This window comes from Roseibium sp. RP-7 (genome assembly GCF_053005225.1).
The window spans coordinates 2043602-2065356 of the sequence record NZ_JBRKQA010000001.1 but is presented as its reverse complement, the minus strand read 5'-3'; the positions used below and the strand labels follow the sequence as shown (position 1 = coordinate 2065356).

The 21755-nt window shown below is 56.5% G+C and carries 21 protein-coding genes and 1 tRNA gene; 9 read left to right on the top strand and 13 right to left on the bottom strand.

Features of this window, described 5'->3' with window-relative positions; translation table 11 throughout:
* Window positions 1-274 precede the first annotated feature (274 nt).
* Window positions 275-922, bottom strand: a complete 648-nt coding sequence (locus ACVDG9_RS09415; RefSeq protein ID WP_370200350.1) for a class I SAM-dependent methyltransferase — start codon at window positions 920-922, stop codon at window positions 275-277.
* A 508-nt stretch (window positions 923-1430) separates the two neighbouring features.
* On the opposite strand from ACVDG9_RS09415, the gene ACVDG9_RS09410 reads away from it, so the two are divergent.
* The 5 genes from ACVDG9_RS09410 (at window position 1431) to ACVDG9_RS09390 (ending at window position 5218) form a co-directional block, all read left to right on the top strand.
* Entirely contained in the window at window positions 1431-1784 is a 354-nt protein-coding gene (locus ACVDG9_RS09410) for a hypothetical protein (protein ID WP_447237823.1), read from the top strand.
* 17 nt (window positions 1785-1801) lie between these two features.
* The gene (locus ACVDG9_RS09405; RefSeq protein ID WP_447237822.1) at window positions 1802-2128 is read left to right on the top strand and encodes a hypothetical protein; all 327 of its coding nucleotides are present in this window, start codon (window positions 1802-1804) and stop codon (window positions 2126-2128) included.
* A 354-nt stretch (window positions 2129-2482) separates the two neighbouring features.
* Window positions 2483-2557, top strand: a tRNA-Val gene (locus ACVDG9_RS09400).
* 244 nt (window positions 2558-2801) lie between these two features.
* Window positions 2802-3236 carry a hypothetical protein gene (locus tag ACVDG9_RS09395; RefSeq protein WP_447237821.1) on the top strand — a complete coding sequence of 145 codons (435 nt, stop codon included), beginning with the start codon at window positions 2802-2804 and terminating at the stop codon, window positions 3234-3236.
* 125 nt (window positions 3237-3361) lie between these two features.
* Complete coding sequence (locus tag ACVDG9_RS09390; RefSeq protein WP_447237820.1) at window positions 3362-5218, top strand: tetratricopeptide repeat protein; 1857 nt, start codon at window positions 3362-3364, stop codon at window positions 5216-5218.
* A gap of 72 nt (window positions 5219-5290) precedes the next feature.
* Here ACVDG9_RS09390 and ACVDG9_RS09385 read toward each other — a convergent pair whose 3' ends face one another.
* The 6 genes from ACVDG9_RS09385 to ACVDG9_RS09360 all read right to left on the bottom strand — a co-directional run bounded on the left by ACVDG9_RS09385 (window position 5291) and on the right by ACVDG9_RS09360 (window position 10912).
* Window positions 5291-6193, bottom strand: coding sequence for a class I SAM-dependent methyltransferase (locus ACVDG9_RS09385; protein ID WP_447237818.1), 903 nt, complete (start codon window positions 6191-6193; stop codon window positions 5291-5293).
* Window positions 6194-6309: 116 nt separating this feature from the next.
* Complete coding sequence (locus ACVDG9_RS09380; RefSeq protein ID WP_055653552.1) at window positions 6310-7491, bottom strand: acylneuraminate cytidylyltransferase; 1182 nt, start codon at window positions 7489-7491, stop codon at window positions 6310-6312.
* 32 nt (window positions 7492-7523) lie between these two features.
* Window positions 7524-8273 (bottom strand): class I SAM-dependent methyltransferase, encoded by a 750-nt coding sequence (locus ACVDG9_RS09375; RefSeq protein ID WP_447237817.1) that lies wholly within the window; start codon window positions 8271-8273, stop codon window positions 7524-7526.
* Window positions 8274-8337: 64 nt separating this feature from the next.
* Entirely contained in the window at window positions 8338-9201 is an 864-nt protein-coding gene (locus ACVDG9_RS09370) for an N-acetylneuraminate synthase family protein (protein WP_023003886.1), read from the bottom strand.
* Window positions 9202-9445: 244 nt separating this feature from the next.
* On the bottom strand, window positions 9446-10258 hold the full coding sequence (locus ACVDG9_RS09365) for a ferredoxin--NADP reductase (RefSeq protein WP_447237816.1): 813 nt from the start codon (window positions 10256-10258) through the stop codon (window positions 9446-9448).
* Between the two features lie 213 nt (window positions 10259-10471).
* Complete coding sequence (locus ACVDG9_RS09360; protein ID WP_447237815.1) at window positions 10472-10912, bottom strand: hypothetical protein; 441 nt, start codon at window positions 10910-10912, stop codon at window positions 10472-10474.
* Between the two features lie 106 nt (window positions 10913-11018).
* Here ACVDG9_RS09360 and ACVDG9_RS09355 point away from each other — a divergent pair, with 106 nt between their 5' ends.
* On the top strand, window positions 11019-11864 hold the full coding sequence (locus tag ACVDG9_RS09355; RefSeq protein ID WP_447237814.1) for a LysR family transcriptional regulator: 846 nt from the start codon (window positions 11019-11021) through the stop codon (window positions 11862-11864).
* A gap of 117 nt (window positions 11865-11981) precedes the next feature.
* The gene (locus ACVDG9_RS09350) at window positions 11982-13016 is read left to right on the top strand and encodes a GlxA family transcriptional regulator (RefSeq protein ID WP_023003882.1); all 1035 of its coding nucleotides are present in this window, start codon (window positions 11982-11984) and stop codon (window positions 13014-13016) included.
* 264 nt (window positions 13017-13280) lie between these two features.
* Here ACVDG9_RS09350 and ACVDG9_RS09345 read toward each other — a convergent pair whose 3' ends face one another.
* Window positions 13281-14048 carry a sulfite exporter TauE/SafE family protein gene (locus tag ACVDG9_RS09345; RefSeq protein WP_077290147.1) on the bottom strand — a complete coding sequence of 256 codons (768 nt, stop codon included), beginning with the start codon at window positions 14046-14048 and terminating at the stop codon, window positions 13281-13283.
* 37 nt (window positions 14049-14085) lie between these two features.
* Window positions 14086-14892 carry a substrate-binding periplasmic protein gene (locus tag ACVDG9_RS09340; protein WP_447237813.1) on the bottom strand — a complete coding sequence of 269 codons (807 nt, stop codon included), beginning with the start codon at window positions 14890-14892 and terminating at the stop codon, window positions 14086-14088.
* A gap of 213 nt (window positions 14893-15105) precedes the next feature.
* Here ACVDG9_RS09340 and ACVDG9_RS09335 point away from each other — a divergent pair, with 213 nt between their 5' ends.
* The gene (locus ACVDG9_RS09335; protein WP_447237812.1) at window positions 15106-16323 is read left to right on the top strand and encodes a winged helix-turn-helix domain-containing protein; all 1218 of its coding nucleotides are present in this window, start codon (window positions 15106-15108) and stop codon (window positions 16321-16323) included.
* Between the two features lie 65 nt (window positions 16324-16388).
* On the opposite strand, the gene ACVDG9_RS09330 is transcribed toward ACVDG9_RS09335, so the two are convergent.
* Both ACVDG9_RS09330 and ACVDG9_RS09325 read right to left on the bottom strand, forming a co-directional pair.
* The gene (locus tag ACVDG9_RS09330; RefSeq protein ID WP_447237811.1) at window positions 16389-17795 is read right to left on the bottom strand and encodes a nicotinate phosphoribosyltransferase; all 1407 of its coding nucleotides are present in this window, start codon (window positions 17793-17795) and stop codon (window positions 16389-16391) included.
* A gap of 56 nt (window positions 17796-17851) precedes the next feature.
* Window positions 17852-18916: an NUDIX domain-containing protein gene (locus ACVDG9_RS09325; RefSeq protein WP_055653537.1), complete on the bottom strand. Its 1065-nt coding sequence runs from the start codon at window positions 18914-18916 to the stop codon at window positions 17852-17854.
* Between the two features lie 253 nt (window positions 18917-19169).
* Between ACVDG9_RS09325 and ACVDG9_RS09320 the strand changes: the two genes are divergently transcribed.
* A complete protein-coding gene (locus ACVDG9_RS09320; RefSeq protein WP_031270681.1) occupies window positions 19170-19373 on the top strand; it encodes a YgaP-like transmembrane domain in 204 nt (67 codons plus the stop codon).
* Window positions 19374-19497: 124 nt separating this feature from the next.
* On the opposite strand, the gene tdh is transcribed toward ACVDG9_RS09320, so the two are convergent.
* Window positions 19498-20538: an L-threonine 3-dehydrogenase gene (tdh, locus tag ACVDG9_RS09315; protein ID WP_075281508.1), complete on the bottom strand. Its 1041-nt coding sequence runs from the start codon at window positions 20536-20538 to the stop codon at window positions 19498-19500.
* On the bottom strand, window positions 20535-21722 hold the full coding sequence (locus tag ACVDG9_RS09310; RefSeq protein WP_447237810.1) for a glycine C-acetyltransferase: 1188 nt from the start codon (window positions 21720-21722) through the stop codon (window positions 20535-20537). Before ACVDG9_RS09310 ends, tdh begins: the two co-directional genes overlap by 4 nt.
* Window positions 21723-21755 lie beyond the last annotated feature (33 nt).

The window sequence follows — 21755 nt, the reverse complement described above, 5'->3', positions numbered from 1 at the left end:
ACCAAGTGAGAATATCGTTGAGTTTGTCACCTATTTTATTGGCAGAAATACAATCGGCACCGTTGCACCCGCAGCTGATGGCCGCATGTAACTCGCTACCTGATTTCCAGTAAACACAAATGCTGGATAGGCTTTGTGCAATCTTTTTTCAGCCGGCAACCCTAGTACAGGACAAACTATTCAGCTTAGGCGAATTCAGCATATTCCATTGTCATGACTTCTAAAAACGAAACCTGGCTCGATGGCCGGGTTTCAAGACCAGACAAAAAGAGAGTTACGCTGGCGCCCACATTTTTGCAGTCATCCACATGTCACTCTTGCCATCGTCCGCGACCTCTTCGCCTTTCATCAAGGTTCCATAGACGCCATGTATCTCAGGAGTCTTCCTGTAGATTTTCACCCACTCGGCCTTGAATCCGAATTCATTTACGAAATCCGCACGTAACGTGTGAGGCTCTTGGATCGTTGGTTTATGGTTGATTTCAACCATCATGAGAAATAGCCCGCCCGGCTTGATCAGCCGCTTGATTTCTTCGACCACGTTCCTAGTGTCGTCAACATGATCCAGGCTGTTGAACGCGAATATGCAGTCAATGGACTTCGATGGCAGCGGGATGTTTTCTGCACCTGTTCCGATATAGGTCATCTTGTGGTCAGAAATGCCGAAACGCTCGTAATCCGAAACGAGGGGGTCAACGCCGATCGGGATGGAGTCGGCTGGAGCCCACTCAAGTGAGCCACGCGGCCCGCATCCTATGTCGACAAGCTTTTTCCCGGCATAGAACGACTTATCAACTCCAAAATAGCCGGTATAAAAAAACTCATAGTGTGCGTTGTTAAGAATGCGTTTTTCCTGCTTCCACCGACGCCACCAATAAATGTATTCGCTACGGCCTTTAGTGATTTCTTCCGTATTTGTCATATGTGCCAAGCCTCCAAATAAATACCAAAACGGTAGCGTGCATTTCTTAACCTGACAAGCGCCCGTCTTCCTTCTCGGCATTTTCACGAATCTCGATCCGCGAATTCACAACGGGTGCCATTATTAAAATTCAAGTTTGCTAAAAATACCGACATATACGCCCTTTGGACGAAGGGAGCGAGTAACTTATTCAGTTGTAGGAACAAAATGCCGAATTCAGCAACTTTCGAAGAAATTGGTGCCCTTCAAACATGAAAGGCCGGAACCTTCCGGCCCGGCCTCGAATTCAAAATGTACCTATACTATTTCCCAAGCGCCCTGACTGCTGAAAGAAGCTTTTCCCAATTCGTCACAACAAGAACTGTGGCAGCATGCACCCATCCGCCCACCGACAAAAAGCGCGGCCCTTTCCAGCCTGCTGTACCCGCTCTGATAGTCAGCGTCTGAACCTTGGTAACTGTCGCGTCGTGTTTTTCAAGACGCTATTCAACAGAACCGAGCGGAGCCCATGTTCGTCTTGCTCTATGGAAACATCGGTTGTCTGGGTTTTAACGTCCCGTATTGCACCGTAGGTACGGCGCTGGCCTTCGGAAGATTCCTTGCGATTGCTATCTACCTGTTGGCGTATCCTTCACATTTCCTGAAAAATGGTATCGAGAGAAACAGTCTCTCCCATCACGGTGCCCCCCATACGCATGTTGAACGTCCCGAAAAAAGTCTGACCAGCCGCAGCGCTTGGTCGCGCATGCAGCCGCTCTATCCGAGGCTCTTTCGCTACGAGAATGGCATTTTCATCAACCCATGGAAATCGGTCACCAGGAAGAAACGCCGTCGCAAGATCAAACCCATAGTCGACCGCTAGACTGTCTTCAAATTCGCATGGGCGCGATCGAGGCCAACCGGCCAGAATGCGGCGCAGCCGTAGTAATCTGCTTCGAATGGCTGCAACGCCCGGAAAATGCTGGCAAAGGACATATCACATGGACGGACTACAGATCGAAGGATGCACCAGACAAGATCCGGATCATCCACCACAAGACCGGAGAATTCGTCTACCACCCGCTTGAACACATCGACCCGAATACGGGCGAATCCGTGCGGCTCTACGCTGACGCCGAGGAAATCCTGTCGCACTTGCCCCGACGTCGTGTTTCCATGATCTTTGACCCGCAATGCCAGAGCTACAAGGCGAACAGGTTCTGGTAGATATAGCAGAAAATAGCCAAAGACGCCGGCATCGCCTATTTCAACCTCGACGCCTGCTGTCATGGCGGCATGACGAAACTGGAAGAGGCAGAGCTGACCGAAGGCCAGGGACGCACCCTGTCGGCACACAAGACATCACGCAATTACAGGAGGTACGCCCAAGGTCATCGAAGGCACGTTCGAGGCGCCACACTGAAGCGCCGCGCGCATCGCTAGCCGAAAAATGAGAACGAAAAAAGCACAAGGTTCGAACCTTTTAGCGAAACCGGGTTCGAACGCAGACCGAATTCTTAACAACAGGGTTGCACAATATGCTGACTTCTATTAATAAGCCGGCCTCGCAGGACAAAGCGAGGGCGATTAGCTCAGCGGGAGAGCACTCCCTTCACACGGGAGGGGTCACTGGTTCAATCCCAGTATCGCCCACCATTTTCCTTTTGCTTACATCCAGATCCGGTTGCCGCAATTTTCACTACTTTGCCGTGATCCGATTCACCACAATTGCAACTCTTGCCAGAAATCTGGGCAAATTTTCCTGAAAACCAGCCCTGCAAAAGGTGAGCGTGTATATTGGTCAGATCCGTTCCGTTGAGCGGATCCTGATGATCGGGCGTACCGGAAGTGATCCGGTTTCGTGTTGCCCGCCAGCAAAGCCCTGGCTCCGGCACTGGGCATGGATGACATGTTTCGCTCCGCGACCAAAAAAGCTGCGGCACTTTTCCTGTTGTTTGCGGTCCTTGCGCCCGCAACGGTCGCTCGCGCGCAGTCCTCGCAGAACATCCAACTGCCGTCTGCCCCCCTGCTCACCGACGAGCAACAGCGACTCAATCAATCGCTTCTGCAGCAGCAGATGTTGATTTTGGAGCTCGAGCGACAGCGACTGGCACAGGAAAGGCGTGAACTGGAAGAAGCGCAGCGCGTTCAGCAATTGCTCGAAGAAAGAGTTCGCCTTTTGCAACTGGAAAGACAACGCCGGCTGGGCCTGCCGCAAAACAGGTCCTACTATCAGCGCCAGCAATACCAGCGCGAAGACTACCGGCCGCAGCGGGGGCAACCGCAACAATACCAACGCCAGCAATTCCAGTCACAGCAGTTCCGCCGGCAGTAAGCTCTTTCAAGTAAGAAATTCAGGTTCAATCCCCAAGGTAATCCGGACAGTTTGGCTTGTCGGCCTGCCTTTGAGACCCCTTCCTGCTATTGTTCTTCAAGTGATTCCCGAAGAGCAGATAGAAGATGGCCACGCAAACCGCTCCAAATCCTTTACGCGAAAAGCTCGTCAAGGGGCTGTCCTATCACCAGTCCGGAGAGATTGAAAAGGCGCAGCGGTGCTACAAGTTGGTATTGAAAAAGGCGCCGACCAATCCGGATGCGCTCAATCTGCTAGGCGTGACCTATAGGCAATTGGGATCTCCCAAAAAGGCCGTTGAATACATCCAGAAGGCAATTGCCCAGAATCCGAACCAGGCGTCGTTCTATGCCAACCTCGCCCGAGCGATGATGGACATCGGAACGGATTCGGAAAGCATGCTCGCCGTTTCGGAAAAAGCCCTGTCGCTCAACCCGAAGGAGCGCGAGGCGCTCAACATCAAGGCAATTGCGCTGACCGGACTGCAACGGGTTGAAGAAGCGGAAGCGATCTTCAAGAGCCTGCTTGTCTCCAATCCGAACCACGGCGAAGTTTATACGAACTATGGCCTGCTTCTGCGCAAGAACAACCGTTTCGAGGAAGCGCTTACCTTCTTCAAACGCGCGGAAATACTCGCACCGGACAACGTCGAGAACTGCATCGAACAGGCCCGTTGCCGCCTTGAACTGAAACAGTTCGACGCCTCGCTCGAGGCGATCGACAAGGCCCTGGAGCGCTTCAAGGACAACCCGCTCCTGCTCCACGAAAAGGCCCGCGTCCTGTTCTCGATCTCCAGAGCACACGAGGGCCTGAAATACGCCGAAGAGGCCGTCAGAGGCACGCCGGGCAACTATCACTGCAAGGTCACGCTCGGGGTTCACTACCTGATGCTCGGCCGCGGACAGGACAGTATCGACATTCTCCAGAAGGCAAAGGAGGAAGCGCCTGGCGGCGTGATTTCCGGCCTCGACTGGAACCTGTCGCTCGCCTATCTGTCGATGGGGAACCTCGAAACGGGTTGGGACATTCACGCCGCCCGCTTTGAAGACAAGAAAGCAACCTCCCAACGACGTGAGTTTCCAAAGCCGGAATGGGAAGGCGAGGATATCTCGGACAAGACGGTGTTGCTGTGGGGCGACCAGGGGCTTGGTGACGCGCTCAAGTGCGGCACGATGTTTCTCGATATCCAGGCGCGAGCGAAAAAGCTCATTCTCGAAGTGTCGGCGAAGTCCGTTCCCTTCTTCCAGAATTCGTTTCCGGAGATCCTTGTCAGGCCCGGCACGCCAAAGGACGACCAGGCCCCGGAGGATGCGGATTACGACATAACGGCCAACATGGTCGATCTTGCACGCTATTTCCGGCGGGATTTCGAGAGCTTCAAGAAGGCCCCTTACCCGGTCTACAAATTCAACCAGGAAAAGGCCCGCGAATATCTCGGAAGGCTGCCGGACGCCGACAAGAAACCGATTATCGGCGTCTCCTGGCGCTCCCGGAACCTGGAGAAATACCGCGCGCGCTATTACTTGTCCGCGCCTGATTTTGCGCCGATCCTTGATGCTGAAGACGCGATCTACGTCAATCTTCAGTACATGGCCCTGCAAAAGGAGCTCGACTTCCTGGTGGCCCGCTCGGAAGGAAAGTTCACCTATTTCCCGGACGTCGATCTCTTCAACGACCTGATGGCGGCCGCCGACCTGACCGCCATTTGCGATGTTGTGGTTTCGGCAAATACCAGTGTTGCAGACATGGCGGGCATTCTTGGCGTTTCCTGCGTGCGCTTCGGCCCGGTGGAACCCGCCCTGTTGCTCGGCCAGGCCAATCCGCCCTGGTATCCAAGCATGAAGTACATCTACATCGACGAGACGCATCCGACGGTGGAGATGGTACCGCAGGTCATTCAGGTCATGCGTGAAGAACTGGCAGCCGGTTATCCTGGCAAACGGAACGAACGGCTGGGCCTGTAGAAAGCTTTGCAGGCGCTGCCAGTGAGCCTGCGGCAAAGCAGTGCGAACGTTTGTTGAACTGGCCGCTCCGCCTTAGCGAGCCTTTCTGGCAATCGCAACAAGCGTATCGGTCGCGTCGATCTTGCGGAGCGCGGCCTCGTAAGCCGACCTGAGTTCCGGTGTTTCCAATGCGGACAGGCTTGACTTGTGGCCACCGGGCTTGCCGTTGGCAAGCCATCCGAGATGGTTGGAAAGCGGATACCGCTGCACCCCTTCAATCACGACATCCGCAAAGCCAGCAGCCACAAGCAGGCGCCTCAGGCTTTCGCGTGTGTGGAGAATAAGGTGCTGGCTCCAGAGGGTGAAATTCTTGAAAGCTTCGTTCTGAAGATTGGACAGCAGGAAATCGGAAGCATGCGGAACCTCGACAACGAGTGTTCCGGTGTCCGTCAGTAGTGCTCGCAACTCTCGCAGGGTTGAAAGCGGATCGGGAAGATGCTCCAGCACATGAAAGGCAAAGACCGCATCCTGCGTTGCCGGAGCGATCTGGTTTGGATTGTCCACGCAGCGATAGCCATCGGCGACCAGCGCCTCGATGTAACCCCTGTGCAGCTCGATCCCCGTGACATCGGCACCACGACTGGCTGCCTCTCTCAGGAAAAGCCCCTTCCAGCACCCAAACTCGGTGACTGTCTTGCCCGTATAAAACTGCTTGTAGGCATCCAGACGCCGGTACTGATCCTGCTGGTATTCGTAGTCCCAGTCGATGCGCTTGTAGAAGTCGTCCTTGCGGTGTTCAGCGCCTTCGTAGGTCTCGTCGCCGACATAGTAATCATTGATGTAGACAACACCTGAAACCGTGTCGCGATAGACGGTCAAACCCTCCTTGTCGCGGGTCCGGGGTGCAAAAACACTCTGGGTTTCAAGGGACGCAAGGCCGAGCTGCTGCAGCGTATCGAACACCGAAACGTTCTTTTGCAGTGGGTCTACGGCCATATTTCACCTTCTCAGTCGCAAGGTGCCCGGTGAGCGAAGACGTTTGCAGATTGCACGTATCGCGATCCCCGAACCCAAATTCTTCCATGTCACCACCTGGAGTGATGACGGTCCTGTCAGTTGGCAATCATGCCCCGTGCAATCAGCAGCTCGGAGACTTCATTCAGCACACCGGCACCACCGGCACTTTCCAGAACCACCGTTGCCGTTGCCTTCACTTCAGCAGGCGCATTGCGCGGCGCGATGCTCAGACCGCAAGCCTTCATGCAGTCGAGATCCGCAATGTCTGCGCCGATATAGGCAATCTCGGACCACTCCAGCCCCTTTTTTGTGCGCCAGTCCGAAAGGGTTTCCATCTTGTCGAACAGATGATGCTTGTAATCCATGGCAAGCTTGCGGGCGCGCTGGACAGCGAGACTGTCCTCTTCCCGATCCAGCATCAGCAACATCATGCCGCGGCCAAGCAGACGGTCGAGACCGATTTCATCATACCGGTTGCAGACGATTGACTCCGTGCCGTCTCGATTGACGAAAACCGTATTGTCCGTGTGCACACCGGCAAAGGCGGTCACCACCGCCCGCAAGGGCTGGGTCTCAGTCTCGGTCAGAAAGCCGGTGAAGGGTTCTGACCGGATGAAAGCCTCGGCCATGTCCCAGTCCTGCGAAGTATCGATCTCGATCCAGGTCGAATCCACCGGAACCAGGATCGTCTTTCCGCAGTAACGGTTGCCCGCTTCCAGGAATTCGGGAACACGCATGGCGTAAACGGCACCGTTTTCCCTGTATCTTGCAGAGATATCCTGCCGGCGGACGCGTTGTTTGCTCGGATCATGGTTGAGACCGACGCCTTCGCCGCTGGGACCGACTTCCCAGTAGAAGCCATGGTCATCGACCACCGAAATCGCGCTGGTCGCATTCTTGGCCAGCAGCGCTTCCACAACATGATCGACATGATGTGCCTGCGTGAAAGGGGCCGTACACTGCAGGAAAACCAGAATGTCCGGCGGTTCGCTGACAAGGCTTGGCTCGTTCTGCAGAAGATGGATCAACGCGGATTCCGAGCTCGCGGTCGGTCCGGAAAGTTCGGTCGGGCGCAAAACGGATTTTGCTCCGTATTTCTCACCGACTGTCAGAATTTCCGCTGAATCGCTCGAAACGAATACTTCGGACACGAAACGCGACCCGCGTGCGGCACGCACGGTCCGGCCGACAAGCGGAATGCCGTTCAAGGGCCGGATGTTTTTGCCCGGAAGACCGACGGAACCGCCTCTGGCAGGAATGGCCGCTACTATTTTCATTTTTCTGCTCAACCACCTCGGAGAAGCTGGAGTCACTCTGGTTTGCGCGCGAACACGGTTACGAAAGATCCCCAGAACGCCGGCGACACATCCGCGTCGGCCCGTACCATGCTGTCGAACGTTTCGCGCGTGGCAAAACGCGTTCCGAAATAGGGATATTCGACCATTTCGATGCGGAATCCCGTGTCACGCAGCAGCCTGACAAGAGAATCGTCAGAGAACAGGCTCACATGAGTTGGGTCATGCAGCAACCGGAAACGATCACCGTAGACCCGGGCGGCCGCTGAAGCAAAATTCGGCGTGCCACAAATGAAGTCACCACCCGGTTTCAGGATCTCGAAGATGGTTTCAACAAAGGGGATCGGCTCGTCGACATGCTCGATGACATGGTTGGCGGTCACCACATCGAACGTGCTTGAAGGAAACGTCCCCTTCTCCAGAACACCGTGCCGAAGCTCTGCCGAACACCATTGGTGAGCGACCTCTACCGCCTTCTCGGAAGGATCCAGGCCGAAACACTCGTTTTTGCCAGTGAGCTGCTCAAGCAATTCGCCAAGGCCGAAGCCGATATCAAGCACTCGTCCCGGCGACCGTGCGTTGACGTAGTCCGCGATATAGCGAACATCTTCCTTGCGCTGACCACGCTCGGCTTCAATGTCCCTGACCTTGCCGTCCGGATCCGTCTTTGCTTCCCAATAGTCCTGTGGAAGCGGCCGGGCTGGATAAGCCACATAATAGCTCTCCCCCCGGTACAGATTCAGGCAGCGGTCAATGATGGACATAAATGGCTCTTGAACAAAAAAAGGGCCGACCGGTTCCGGTCAGCCCACCAATACCTCAATCGTCTCACGCCGCCTGCAGCGTGACTTTCCGGCGAAGCTTTTCCGCGATCGGCTTCTCGTCTTCATAGAAGCGCAGAACCCCGTCGCCCCGGACCACTTCCACCCGGCGCACCTGCGAAACCAGCTCAGCGACTTCCGGCATTTCAAGCGACGCCTTCTGGTCGGACCCCCAGTCCGAGCGATCCAGCGTGACATGCCGTTCAATGGAACACGCCCCAAGAGCGGCGGCACAGACGCTTGGCAGGATACCTTCTTCGTGACCGGAAAAACCGATCTTCAGATGAGGGAAAGCGTCCTTCAGGGTCGAAATGCCGAGCAGATTGATCTCGTCATCGCGCGTCGGATAGGTGGAGGTGCAGTGGTACAGGCAGGCGATCTCGCCGCCGGAGCGCTCGATCACGTCAACGAAGCTCTTCACCATAGCCATGTCGCTCATGCCGGTGGAAACCAGCAAGGGCCGGCCACTGCGAGCGCAATACTCCAGGAAATCCCGGTCGGTCACCATCGCGGAAGCGACCTTGATATAGGGCGTGTCGTAGTCCAGCAGGAAATCGACGGAACCTTCGTCCCATGGCGAGGCAAACCAGTCGATGCCCAGTTCCTTCGACAGCTTGTCGATGCGGTCGTAGTCGGCCTTGCCGAATTCCAAGCCGCGCTTCAGATCGCCGTTCGTTGCGCCGAAGACGTTTTCACGGGGACGCGCCAGCTCTTCAGCGGAATAGACGACGTCGATCGTACGCTTTTGAAACTTGACTGCGTCGCACCCGGCCTCCTTCGACTTGCGGATCATTTCGAGTGCCTGGTCGATATCGCCATTATGGTTGATACCGATTTCGGCAATCACATAGGTTCGACTGTCGGAGATCATGGCTCAGTACCTTGATGTTTGGCCTGCAGCGTTCAAGTGGCCCTGCTGACTTGCCATTTTTAAGACAGATTCTTGCCACTGCAGGCAATGTCTGTCCACCCGCGAACCCCATATTAGGGTGTATCGACCCTGCTTTCTTTGGAAAACCCAAAATAGATCATTAATAAAGCCGCGGGGGCACGTGTTAAACACGCGCCCCCGGCCAAAGATCTAAGCATTAATAACAGATTAAGCCGTTGCCGACTCAGCCGACAAATGCACGCTCGACAACGAACTCTGCCGGCTTGTTGTTTGCACCTTCGGTGAGGCCTGCTTCTTCCAGAAGCGCCTTGGTGTCCTTCAACATGTCCATGGAACCGCAGATCATGCCGCGGTCAACGGCGGGATCGAGCGGCGGCACGCCGAGGTCTTCAAACAGTTTGCCGGACTTGATCAGATCGGTGATACGGCCCTGACGCGTAAAGTCTTCACGAGTCACGGAGGTGTAGTGGACCAGCTTGTCCTTTGCGAACTCACCGATCAGCGGATCGTTGATGGTTTCCTGCACAAGGTCCTCGCCGTATTTCAGCTCGGAAACTTCACGGCAGGTATGGGTCAGGATCACCTGGTCGAATTTTTCGTAGGTGTCCGGGTCACGGATCAGGCTCGCAAACGGTGCGATGCCGGTTCCGGTGGAGAACATGTAGACGCGCTTGCCGGGGATGAGCGCATCGTTCACCAGCGTGCCGGTCGGCTTCTTCTTCATCAGCACGGCATCACCCGGCTGGATCTTCTGAAGATGAGACGTCAGCGGGCCGTCTGGAACCTTGATGGAGAAGAACTCGAGCTCTTCGTCCCATGCCGGGCTGGCGATGGAATAAGCGCGATAGAGCGGCTTGCCGTCGATCATCAGACCGATCATCACGAATTCCCCGGACCGGAAGCGGAAGCTCGCCGGGCGTGTCATGCGAAAGCGGAACAGGCGGTCCGTGTAATGCTGGACGGATTTCACTTCCTCGACGAAAGCGCCAGCCGGGGCGGCAGCTTCGAGGTCGGCGGGTTTGGCAAGTACGTTCATGTCAATCTTGGTCCGTATGTCAGCGCTCGTATTAGATTGTGCCTCATGTAACATTAGTCCAGCCTTGACTTGAAGCAACTGCGATCCACTAAACGCACTTAGTTCAAAAAAATCATTCTAAAAATGTTCAAGATTCCGGCCTGCAGGCATTCGCAGGCCTCTCCTGACGGGCCATCCGGCGATGCCGGACGGCCACGCCACCTGCATTACACGTCAGCGTCTTTCTTCAATTGTCGTCACGGTTTCCCGGAAGAAATCGAGCTTTCCGTTGTCTTCGTGGCTGAGGATAAAGGTGATGCTTTCGCATTCGCAGTTCCTGACAGGATAGAAGAACCTTTGCTCGAAACGGGTCAGGAACCATCCCTGCCCCAATGCCTGGGAGGCGAGAGCCAGAATATGTGTTCCCTTCGGAAAAACGTCCTGTGCAAGGCGCTGCAGGACACCAGCCATTTCCTCCAGCCCGGAGGCCACCTGCCAGGCAACGTCGGTTTCATCGCGGTAGTGGTCGATACGGAAGTACAGTTGTTCCGACAGTTCGCCGAAGAGTTCCGGTGACCCTTTTTCAAACAGATCAAGCACACGATGAATGGCGATCGGTTCGGTTCGAGGCAGCGGAAAGGTTTCTGACGGAGACACGGGTATTGCGGAATTCATTCGGGAGTTCCTTCGGTACGGCGTTGCAATTGACCGCCCGAGTTGTGCCCTCAGCTTATTTCGCAGTATACTCCTATGCTTTCTATCATTGATATAGGTAATTCCTATGCTTGAAGTGACCCCGCTTCGCTATTTCGTCAGCGCCTTCGAATTGGGAACGATCAGCGCGGCAGCCTCGGGACACGGCATTTCTCAACCGTCCTTGTCCCAGGCCTTGCAGAAACTTGAAGACGCAATTGGAACGTCGCTGTTTGTCCGTTCCCGTACCGGGTTACGCCCGACACCGGCTGGTCGCGATTTGTATCACCATGCCCAGTCTATCCTGCGGGCTGTCGGAGAGGCCGAGAACCGCTTCCTGAAAGAACCCCCGCTTCGCCTGAGCCTATATACGGCGCCCGATATTCTGCTTCCAGCGTTTCAGGGGGCGTTCCATGCCCTGCGCACCACTTATCCGACACTGGAGATGCGTTTCGAGCAGGCAGCGGCGGACGCGGAACTTTCTCTGGTCGACAAGGCCTGCTCCCCCAAGAGCCACAAGTACCGGGAACTCTACAGCGAGCCTTATGTACTTGTCGTTGCAAGGTCTCATCCGCTGGCCGGGCGCAACAGGATTTCGATGGACGACCTTCAGTCCGTTTCCCTGATCTCCCGCAGGTATTGCCCGAATTATGATGCCCTGCTGGCTGAATTCGCCCTGGCGGGCCTGCCGTTGAATGTTTCAGCTGAAGCGGTCAACGATCAGCAGGTACTGGAATTGGCCGGATTAGGCTTTGGCGCTGCCATCCTTCCAGCCGGTCATTTGAAGATGAAGGATACTTTGACGGGCGTCCCGCTCGACCATGAAGGCCTGGAGCGGCGCAGCGTCGGCATCGCGGTGAAAAAGACAGCATTTGCCGATGAAATGTTCCGCACCTGGATGACGGGCTGGGCAACGCTGCCAATTCGTTTGTGACATTTACGAGAATATCAGGTCTGTAAGCGTTTTTTATTTGACAGATAAATACAAACTGCAAAACTTGCTGAAAGCCAAAGACAAATGGCAATAATACCTTCCATAGAGGCACAGTAAATGTCCGGACGCGCGCACGATGAATCAGGCCAGAAGATAGCATTCGTGCTCATGGAGCGATTTTCCATGAACGCTTTCGCCAGCGTTATCGAACCTGTCAGAATAGCAAATCGCCTTTTGGGAAGAGAGTACTACCAATGGACAACTTATTCGCTTGACGGGAATCCCGTCACGGCGAGCAACGGCTGCGAAGTCGCGGTCAAAAAATCTATTCGCGACCTGCACGATGCAGACATTACACTTTTGTGCACCGGCATCGACGTCGAGCGCCTGCCGCTGGACACGGAACTCGGCAACAAGCTGCGCCGTCTGAACGCAATGGGCCGCACCTTTGGCGCCATCTGCACCGGTGCCTATCTGCTTGCCCGGTATCATCTTCTCGACGGTCGCCGCTGCACCATCCATTGGGAAAACCTGAGATCCCTGCGGGAGGAATTTCCGGATGTCGAAGTAACGTCCGATATCTTTGCGATCGACCGCAACTGTATCACCTGTGCCGGCGGCATGGCGTCGCTCGACATGATGCTGCGCCTGATTGCGATCCAGCATGGTGCCTATCTTGCCCATGAAGTTGCCGAAGTCGCGCTCTACCAGAACATGCGTTCCGGCGAATCTGCGCAGCGCCATGACATCGAGGCCCGGACCGGCATTTCGAATGCCAAGATCCTCGACGCGATCCGGATCATGGATTTGCATATCGAAGACCCGCTGAGCTGCCAGCAACTTGCGATGACGGTCAACCTGTCGCCGCGCCAGCTGGAGCGCCTGTTCCGGCGTCATTTCAACTGCACGCCCGGCCAGTACTACTTGCGCCTGCGCCTTGAAACCGCGCGCGACCTGTTGCGCCGGACCAGCCGCCCGGTGCTGGATGTCGCTTTGGCCTGCGGCTTTGCCTCCACCTCGCATTTCACCAAATGCTACCGCGAGCGCTTCTTGTGCACACCGACGGAGGAACGTCAGTCCTACCAGTGGGCCAACACCAAGACGACATCCGGGGTCGGCACCGCCACCCCCATGCGGCTGATCGCCAAGTAAGACGCGGCCTGAAAAACCAGTCCTCGAACGCCGCGGTCTTCGCGGCGTTTTTTTGTAGCCCGCCATGGTCAACCAGGACGTAGCGTAGCGAAGATCCGTGATCGGTGTGCCGAGATCTGGCGAAACAAGCCGAAGAAGACAGCGAACACAACGTTGTCTCTGTCCCGGCTCGCGCTTCGCTTGGCCGGAATGACGTTGGAAACGCAAGTCCTTGGCTGCGCTCCCAAGCGCCACGATTTCCCGCCATGAATTCTGCCGGAAAAGCTAGAGCAGGCGCCAAAGCCCCAGTGGAATGAGGTAAAGGCCAAGGGCGAGGATGGCTGCCAGCACGAGCCGGCGGAAACCGGCCTCCGACACTTTCTTGCGCGTGTGCTGTCCAAACCAGACGCCGGACAGGGCCGGTACGACCAGCGCAGCAGAGGCCACTGCTTCCTGGCCTCCCATCAGTCCGAAACCGCCAAGTGAAATGCCGAGCGCCGTCGTCGACAGCAGGAACAAGAGACCCATTGCCTGGATAAGTTCGTCTCGCGTGAGCCCCAGCGCCTGCAGATACATGACACCGGGCACCGTGTAGGACCCCGTCAGTCCCGAAAGGACACCGTTGACCAGCCCGACGACCACTCCAACCGGGACGACCCGGTTTTCCGGAATATGCAGCACCAGCCCTGCAAGCATCGGCACCGCGTAGGAAACCATCAGTATCCCCAGAAGCAGATCGGCGGCACCTTCCGGCAACTGGGTGAGGATGAAGGTTCCGGCGGCGAGCATCACCACGGCTGACACCAGAAAGGGCCAGAGACGGGGCAAGAGAACGCGCAGGTAACCACCGGACAGGCTTTGCCAGAGGTTGGTCAGGAATGCCGGCCAGAGGATAAGGACCATCGCCTTTTCGACACCGACAAACACAGTCATCAGGCCAAGCCCGATTGTCGGCAATCCGAAGCCCACAAGCCCCTTGATGAACCCTGCGCTCAGAAACACCAGCACGGCAATCAGTATCAGTCCCGGACCGGCTGCGCCTAAATCCGTCACGCCTTCACCTGTTGCTGCATGGGGTCTCTTGCTTCTTCTATCCGTCGCCCGTGGGCAGAGTGTAGCCTTCGATCAGCTTGTTCAGCTCACCGGATTCACGGCGACGCTGCAGTTCCTCGTCAAAGGACTCCAGCATTCTTATACACGGTGTCGCGCGGGAGAACAGGAAATGAACCGTGTTGACAGCCGCAGACCACGGCAGGACTTCGACCTTTCCTTCGACCCCGGCTTCCTGGATCATCATCTCGCCGTCCCGGCGGGCAATGACCAGATAGTCGGCCTTATCCTCTGCCAGCAGGTACATGTTGGTCTTGAAGTCGTCGAAGGGTTGCCGATCGATGGACAGTTTGGCAGCCGCATAGGTCTCGAATTCTTCTCCAAACGATGCCCCGAACGGTGCAACGCCCCTCAGTCCCGCAAGGTCTTCAAGAGATGCAGGGCGGATATCCAGGCTGGTGCGGACAAAGACACCGACATCTTCGCGCATGACCGGCAGACTGACGCCGAACTTGGCGAGCCTTTCGTCAGTCAGATAGGCCCCCGCCAGGACGTCGATCTGACCATGCTCAAGCAATGTCAAAAGCCGTTTCCACGGTAGATCCGGCCCCATGACTAAAGGCAAATCCAATGCTGAAAAGATTTCAATTGCGAGGTCAGGAAACACACCGTTGAGGCTGACATCGGCTTCCTGGCGCATGGAAATCGGGTACCAGACACTGGAACCGTTCAACTTGACGGAGGAACAGTCATTCGTGTCGGCACGGGTAGTAGAGGACAGCGTCAAAGCCAGGCAAGCAAGACCCGAAACCAGTATTCTCTTTCTCAAATGATTGAAAACACTCATTTTATACCGCTCAAACAAAGCCATGAATGAAGTCAGACAAATCAGTGAAACTTCTTTTGACTAATCGGTCAATCAAAAAAAACACGTTTTACGTGTACATGCGTTGTATTTGCGGTTTCATTTTGACAACGGCATCTGTCGCTCTTGCAAAAAATTACAATAAGATCACTGCGATCATTTTCTTTGAAACCTGGAAGATGCTAGCCTTGCCGCATGAGTGCCTCCCCCCTGCCCCGGCTGCCGAATCGTATTGCTCGGCACCTGTTCCTCGAAAGACACGGCCTTGCATCCGCCCCCAAGGGAACCGGAAAAGGCGATGATCTTGCTGCGGTCATAGACCAGATCGGCTTCGTGCAGCTCGACAGCATCAACACTGTCGCCCGCGCGCACCATATGATCCTGGCTGCCCGGCGACCAGCCTACAAGGAAAAGAACCTCAAGCTTCTTGCCGAGCGTGACCGGCATCTGTTCGAGCATTGGACGCACGATGCGTCGGTCATACCGACAGAGTTTTTCCGGCATTGGCGCCTGCGCTTCAGCCGGGACAAGGAAAACCTCATCAACAGGTGGCGCAACTGGCACCAGAACGCGTTCGAACGGAAATTCGACGAGATTTTGAACAGGATCAGCGACCATGGTCCGGTCACGTCGGCATCTGTCGGAGAAGACGAGCAACGCAGCAATGGCGGCTGGTGGGAATGGCACCCCTCGAAGGCAGCACTCGAGTTTCTGTGGCGCACCGGCGAATTGTCGGTAACCGGCCGGAACGGGTTTCAGAAAGTCTACGACCTGACGGAACGGGTCATTCCGGCGCAACATCTCAATGCTGCTCATGACTTTGAAGAAACGACAGATTGGGCAGCCCGCTCCGCGCTCGACCGGCTGGGCTTTGCGACCTCCGGCGAGATTGCTGCCTTCTGGGACCTGATCACGCCACAGGAAGCCAAGGACTGGTGCACCGCAGCAAAGGCTGCGGGCACGATTACCGAGATTGAAGTTGAGTGTGTCGATGGATCCTGGCGGAAGGTGTTCGCCTATCCGGAAACGCTGGATACGCTTTCCGAGCTTCCCGAACCGCCTTCGCGGGTACGGATCCTGTCGCCGTTCGATCCTGCACTTCGCGACCGCAAAAGGGCTGAGCGCCTGTTCGGTTTCTACTACCGGATCGAGATCTTCGTTCCCGAGCCGAAGCGCCAATACGGCTACTACGTCTTCCCTGTCATGGAAGGCGACCGTTTGATCGGCCGCATCGACATGAAGGCACTCAGGAGCGAGAACAGGCTTCATGTGCGGGCCTACTGGCCGGAACAAGGCATCAGAGCCTCAAAGGGCCGGGAGGCCAAACTACAGGCGGAGCTGGAACGCACCGCCCGCTTTGCCGGCGTTTCCGACATCACCTACCAACCGGATTGGCAACGGACGGCCCTTTAGCCGTCCGCACCACTCTTTCCAGTGCTGGCCGGTCATCCGGCCAACACCATGGGTCAATCATGTGGTCAGCTCGCCACCCTTTCCAACAGGTGCTTACGGGCCAGAGCGCGTACCTCTTCGAAAGTCCAGTCCTTCACCAGCACGCCATTGCGGTAGACCGTCTGCAACTGATCGGTTCTGCCGCCAACCGCTTCGAGACGAACCGCGCTCAGCACTCCGTTTTCCAGGACCGTCGCCTGCCGACCGGCCTTGGAGGCCTTGCCGGGATCGGTCGCCGGGTTCTTGGAGACATCGCGCCAGGTGCCATCAGCGGTTTTCATCGCATTTGCCTTCATGGCAAAGCGCATCGTGTCCCGGTTGACTTGCTGCAACAGTCCCCCGCCCATTCCGACGGCGATGTTGTCGACTGACCAATTGCGACGCACCAGCTCTTCCACCAGTTGCCTGATGGTGTCGAGCTTCATGCCGTCACCCTGAATGACGCGAACCGACGGATGCAACACGCGCGCACCCTTGCTGTTTTCCGAACCGCCGTAGTGCTGCCAAAGGGTTTCCATAACCTTCAACGGCATTTCGACAGGGTCGCCGGAATCCGGGCGGATGACGACCGTTGCCCCCGATTTCAGCACCTCGTCCTTCAACCGGCCGCACCACAGGTTCTCGACAGCATTGCCGAGATCGTAGCTGTCTGAAACGACCGCCACCAGAGCATTGGGACGGCCAAACTGCACCAGCATGTTCCGGTACGCGTCGACTTCCCGCTCACGGCCCCAACTTGTCATAGTCGAGTGTTCAGCTGCCGGGATCGAAAAGCCCACCACATCCGCGCCGTACCAGGTCATGGCCGCTTCCAGAGCTTCCATGGTGTCGGTGCCGGCAAAGTTGACCAGATGGGCCATGCCGCCAAGAGCGGCGCTTTCGGCAGAAGATACACCGCGCGCGCCAAAATCGTGCAGCTTGAACGGGATCTGGCTGTCCGGATCATCGGACGTGTCCAGAAGACCGCGATACAGGATCTCCTTGCACTTGAAAGACAACGTGGCAACCGTCGACGGGTACCAGACCGACCGCAACAAGGCGGTTTCCACCCAGGTCGTCAGCCAGGGCATGCGCTCGTCGGTGTTTTCCACCTGAACAAGCGGCACACCACTCGGTGCCAGTGTTCCTTCCGGCAGCGCCTTGATCTCCAGCGGAAACAGGCCACCGTAATCTGTCAGGATCTGTTCCCAACCTTCCCGGTTGAAGGGAACGCCATGGGCGGCACAGATCCGATCAGCCGCCGCAATGTCCGATGCCGTGATCGGCTTGAGAAGCACGTCCTTCAGGTAGGTTTGCAGCCCGAAGAACAGGACGCTGTCCGAAAACGGATTTGGCCTTGCTTCCAGGTAAGCAGAAATCCTGCGGGCTTCCGGAGGGTATTGCTTGAAATGCGACTGCTTGTAGCTGTCAGTCGCCAGAAGTGGATTTGTCATTGTGAACTCCTCACGTGACAGGTGCGATTGCCTGCGGGCCTCCCCCGCGGGCGCTGTTACAGGTCCGCCATCAGCTGGATGATGGACCAGTGATCTTCGAAGAACTGCTCGGACTTCAGATCGCCAAGGCGATGCCAATTGGCTGACCTGGCATCGTCACCACCCGTGACTGAAAACAGTTCGCGCCGTTCAGGCAGGCGAAACAGAAACGCGTGGGTGATGATGCGGCCACGCAACGACCGGTCAGGATGGTCGAAGACCCTTGTCTTGGTTCCGTCTATGAAAGACGCCAGCATCGCCGGGGGAATTTCTCCCTTGTGGTCGCTGATGGCGGTTTCTTCCTTCAACTCGCGGATCGCGGCGTCCTTTATGCTTTCACTGGGATCAAGGAAACCGCCGGGCAGAGCCAGCAACCCCTTGCCGGGAGCCTGGCCGCGCTCGACCAGAAGAATGTTTCCGGACTGGATGACGACGGCATCCACCGTCACGAACGGTCCTCTTCCCCATTGCCCGGGATAAGCATCCAGGTATTCGGCCTCTTCCAGAAGTGCACGAAAGGTCTCCGTCAGAACGAAGGCTTCCAGCCACTCCACCACGCCGGCTGACAGAACCGACCGCGATATGACCGGGATGCGCTGGAACAACTGCCTGCGCACGTCTGTCGACGAGAAGGTGCCGTATTGGCTGGCCAACTGCACATTGCCCCATTCGGGAAACAGCTTGAGATAGTAGCTCGTGCGGTCCTTGCCATAGCCTGCAAGCGCGATCTCGATATCCTGCAAGCCATGCAGAACGACACCGCCCTTGTTGTAATCGGCAAGCACGGTTTCATTGACGGCTCGCTGAACCTCGGCGCACCAGGCAGCATCCGAATAGGGATGATCCGAAACAGGCTTCAGGATCAGACGGCCGGTGGTCAGCTCGTGCTTGAACACCTTTGCGAACATTTCTTCGCGTTCGGCGCAAGTGAAGGGATTTCGCGGGGTGCGCGCCTGACCGGAAGACCCGATCAGCACGATCAGCGTATCGACTTGTTCCAGCGCAGATCTGATGACGGCCTCATGGCCGGCATGCAACGGCTGAAAGCGGCCGACAAAAACGCCGTAGTGAAATTTGGACATTCGAGCCTCCCTCGAATTTTTGGAATACAGCCGAACTCCTCGGCTGCATCTCATCTAATACTCATTTTGAGCATTAGCAAGAGAATAATGCTCAAAATGAGTATTATTCTCTTGTCGATCCGGAAATTGCCGCGATTACGCCGGTGAGATCCCTGCCTGGCGATGTGTCCTGCCGGAACCAAGGACCTGTTCAACGCGGTAAAATGGGCGCATAATTTCTCTGTTTCGAATGAATGAAACTTGGGAGAATACGATGACCGTCGAACGCGCCATTCTTCTCGTGGTCGGCCTGCTGATACTTGCGTCGGTATTGCTGGCTGTCTACGTCAATCTCAACTGGCTTTGGCTCACCGGAATTCTCGGCGCGCATCTCGTCCAGGCGTCCTTTACCGGACTTTGCCCGGTGGTGATGGTCCTGAAAAAGCTGGGTTTGCCGCAGAAATCCGGCTTTGCCTGAAACGGTGCAACGCCGCCAGGAAAGAAACGCGCGCGAAAAGATCGCCTTCGATCTGATCGAGAGCGATCTTGCGTCACTTGATTGTTGATGTAGCTGCTGAAGTTCCCTTCGCCATTCAGCCGGCTCAGGTCCAGCTGAGGACTACCTTGCCGGCTTCGCCTGACTTCATGGCAGCAAAACCTTTTTCGAAATCATCGACACCAAACCGGTGCGTGATGACATTGCGCACGTCCAGACCGTTCTGCAGCATGGCAATCATCTTGTACCAGGTCTCGAAAATTTCCCGGCCGTAAACGCCCTTGATCGTGATGGCCTTGAACACGATGCGTGACCAGTCGACTGGCGACTTTCCGGGTGGGATACCAAGCAGTGCGATCCGCCCGCCCATCACGAGGTTCTCGACCATCTGATCGAGCGCTACCTGACTGCCGGACATTTCCAGGCCAACGTCGAAGCCTTCCTTCATGCCGAGTTTCTTCTCGATGCCTTTCAGATCTTCCCGGGCGACATTGACCGGCACCACGTCGGCCACCTTCGTTGCAAGGTCGAGACGCGCCTGACTGATATCGGTGATAACGACATTGCGCGCGCCAACATGACGGGCAACAGCAGCGGCCATGATGCCGATCGGACCAGCTCCGGTGATCAGAACATCCTCTCCAACCAGATCGAAACTGAGTGCGGTATGAACCGCATTGCCGAGCGGATCGAGAATGGCGCCGATCTCATCGTCGATCTCGTCCGGCAAAGGCACAACATTGAAGGCCGGCAAGCGCAGATATTCTGCAAAGGCACCCTGCTCGTTGACGCCTATGCCGCGGGTTTCCGGATCCAGATGAAACTTGCCCGCGCGAGACTGGCGTGAGTGCCGTCCGATCAGGTGCCCCTCGCCTGAGCATCGCTGGCCGATTTCAAGGTCGGTGACGTTCTTGCCGAGTTCGACAATTTCGCCGGCGAATTCGTGACCGGTGATCATCGGCACCGGCACGGTCTTCGACGCCCAGTCGTCCCAGTTCCAGATGTGAATATCCGTGCCGCAAATGCCGGTTTTATGGATCTTGATCAGAACGTCGTCCGGACCGATTTCCGGCACCGGCGCGCGGGTCATCCAGAGGCCCTCCTTCGGTTCGGACTTGGACAGCGCCTTCATTTGGTTGCTGGTCATGACAGAACCCCCGTCGCCTTGCCGGCCTTTTCGAAGGCTTCCAGTGCGCGGTCCAGGTCGGACCGGGTCAAAGCCGCGTTCATCTGCGTGCGAATGCGGGCCTGACCGCGCGGCACCACAGGAAAGAAGAAACCGGAGACATAGACGCCTTCCTCAAACAACTTTGCCGCCATTTCCTGGGCCAACTTTGCCTCGCCCAGCATCACCGGAATGATGGGATGCTCACCCGGCAGAAGCGTGAAGCCGAGCGCTTCAAGGCCTGCACGCCAATAGCCGGCATTGTTGAAAAGGTTCTTGCGCAGATCGTCACCCTCTTCCACCAGGCGGATGGCCTCAAGACCGCTCATGACCACTGCCGGTGGCAGGGAGTTGGAGAAGAGATAGGGCCTTGCCCGCTGGCGCAGCAGGTCAATAACCGGCTGAGGCCCGGCAATGTAACCACCAATGCCGCCGCCCAGCGCCTTGCCGAGCGTTCCCGTCAAAATATCGACATCAACCCCAAAATGCGCCGGTGTACCCTCGCCCTTCGGCCCCATGAAACCGGTCGCGTGGCAATCGTCGACCATCACCACGGCATCATATTGCCTGGCCAGTTCGGTCACCCCCGGCAGGTTGGCCAGATAGCCGTCCATCGAGAAGACACCGTCGGTCGCGATCATGATGTGGCGGGCACCGGCGGCCCGAGCTTCCTTCAGCTTCGCTTCCAGATCCGCCATATCGGAATTGGCGTAGCGATAGCGCCGGGCCTTGCACAGGCGAATACCGTCTATGATCGATGCGTGATTGAGCGCGTCCGATATGATCGCGTCCTCAGGGCCAAGCAAAGGCTCGAACAAGCCGCCATTTGCGTCAAAACAGGCCGCGAACAGAATGGAATCGTCCTTGCCGAGAAATTCAGCCAAGCGTTGCTCAAGTTGCCGGTGAATGTCCTGCGTTCCGCAAATGAAGCGCACGGACGCCATGCCGTAACCCTTTGGCTCAAGTGCCTTGCGGGCAGCTTCCTCAAGAGCCGGATGATCGGCCAGACCCAGGTAATTGTTTGCGCAAAGGTTGATAACCTCGCGCCCGCCAACCGTGATCACACCGCCCTGCGGCGAGGTGATCAACCGCTCGCGTTTGTAGAGCCCTTCGGCCTCGATTTCTTTTAGCGTCTCGGAAATATGCGACAGAAAGGCATCGGACACAGGGCTTCCTCCGGCAAAATGGATATTTCCTCC

What these genes read in the sequence shown, in the direction of transcription:
- ACVDG9_RS09365 (WP_447237816.1), bottom strand. Translation starts at nt 10,258, where the DNA reads ATGAACGTACTTGCCAAACCCGCCGACCTCGAAGCTGCCGCCCCGGCT.
- ACVDG9_RS09330 (WP_447237811.1), bottom strand. Translation starts at nt 17,795, where the DNA reads ATGACAAATCCACTTCTGGCGACTGACAGCTACAAGCAGTCGCATTTC.
- ACVDG9_RS09370 (WP_023003886.1), bottom strand. Translation starts at nt 9,201, where the DNA reads ATGATCTCCGACAGTCGAACCTATGTGATTGCCGAAATCGGTATCAAC.
- ACVDG9_RS09410 (WP_447237823.1), top strand. Translation starts at nt 1,431, where the DNA reads ATGTTCGTCTTGCTCTATGGAAACATCGGTTGTCTGGGTTTTAACGTC.
- ACVDG9_RS09375 (WP_447237817.1), bottom strand. Translation starts at nt 8,273, where the DNA reads ATGTCCATCATTGACCGCTGCCTGAATCTGTACCGGGGGGAGAGCTAT.
- ACVDG9_RS09380 (WP_055653552.1), bottom strand. Translation starts at nt 7,491, where the DNA reads ATGAAAATAGTAGCGGCCATTCCTGCCAGAGGCGGTTCCGTCGGTCTT.
- tdh (WP_075281508.1), bottom strand. Translation starts at nt 20,538, where the DNA reads ATGACCAGCAACCAAATGAAGGCGCTGTCCAAGTCCGAACCGAAGGAG.
- ACVDG9_RS09360 (WP_447237815.1), bottom strand. Translation starts at nt 10,912, where the DNA reads ATGAATTCCGCAATACCCGTGTCTCCGTCAGAAACCTTTCCGCTGCCT.
- ACVDG9_RS09325 (WP_055653537.1), bottom strand. Translation starts at nt 18,916, where the DNA reads ATGTCCAAATTTCACTACGGCGTTTTTGTCGGCCGCTTTCAGCCGTTG.
- ACVDG9_RS09355 (WP_447237814.1), top strand. Translation starts at nt 11,019, where the DNA reads ATGCTTGAAGTGACCCCGCTTCGCTATTTCGTCAGCGCCTTCGAATTG.
- ACVDG9_RS09340 (WP_447237813.1), bottom strand. Translation starts at nt 14,892, where the DNA reads ATGAGTGTTTTCAATCATTTGAGAAAGAGAATACTGGTTTCGGGTCTT.
- ACVDG9_RS09320 (WP_031270681.1), top strand. Translation starts at nt 19,170, where the DNA reads ATGACCGTCGAACGCGCCATTCTTCTCGTGGTCGGCCTGCTGATACTT.
- ACVDG9_RS09385 (WP_447237818.1), bottom strand. Translation starts at nt 6,193, where the DNA reads ATGGCCGTAGACCCACTGCAAAAGAACGTTTCGGTGTTCGATACGCTG.
- ACVDG9_RS09335 (WP_447237812.1), top strand. Translation starts at nt 15,106, where the DNA reads ATGAGTGCCTCCCCCCTGCCCCGGCTGCCGAATCGTATTGCTCGGCAC.
- ACVDG9_RS09415 (WP_370200350.1), bottom strand. Translation starts at nt 922, where the DNA reads ATGACAAATACGGAAGAAATCACTAAAGGCCGTAGCGAATACATTTAT.
- ACVDG9_RS09390 (WP_447237820.1), top strand. Translation starts at nt 3,362, where the DNA reads ATGGCCACGCAAACCGCTCCAAATCCTTTACGCGAAAAGCTCGTCAAG.
- ACVDG9_RS09350 (WP_023003882.1), top strand. Translation starts at nt 11,982, where the DNA reads ATGTCCGGACGCGCGCACGATGAATCAGGCCAGAAGATAGCATTCGTG.
- ACVDG9_RS09395 (WP_447237821.1), top strand. Translation starts at nt 2,802, where the DNA reads ATGGATGACATGTTTCGCTCCGCGACCAAAAAAGCTGCGGCACTTTTC.
- ACVDG9_RS09405 (WP_447237822.1), top strand. Translation starts at nt 1,802, where the DNA reads ATGGGCGCGATCGAGGCCAACCGGCCAGAATGCGGCGCAGCCGTAGTA.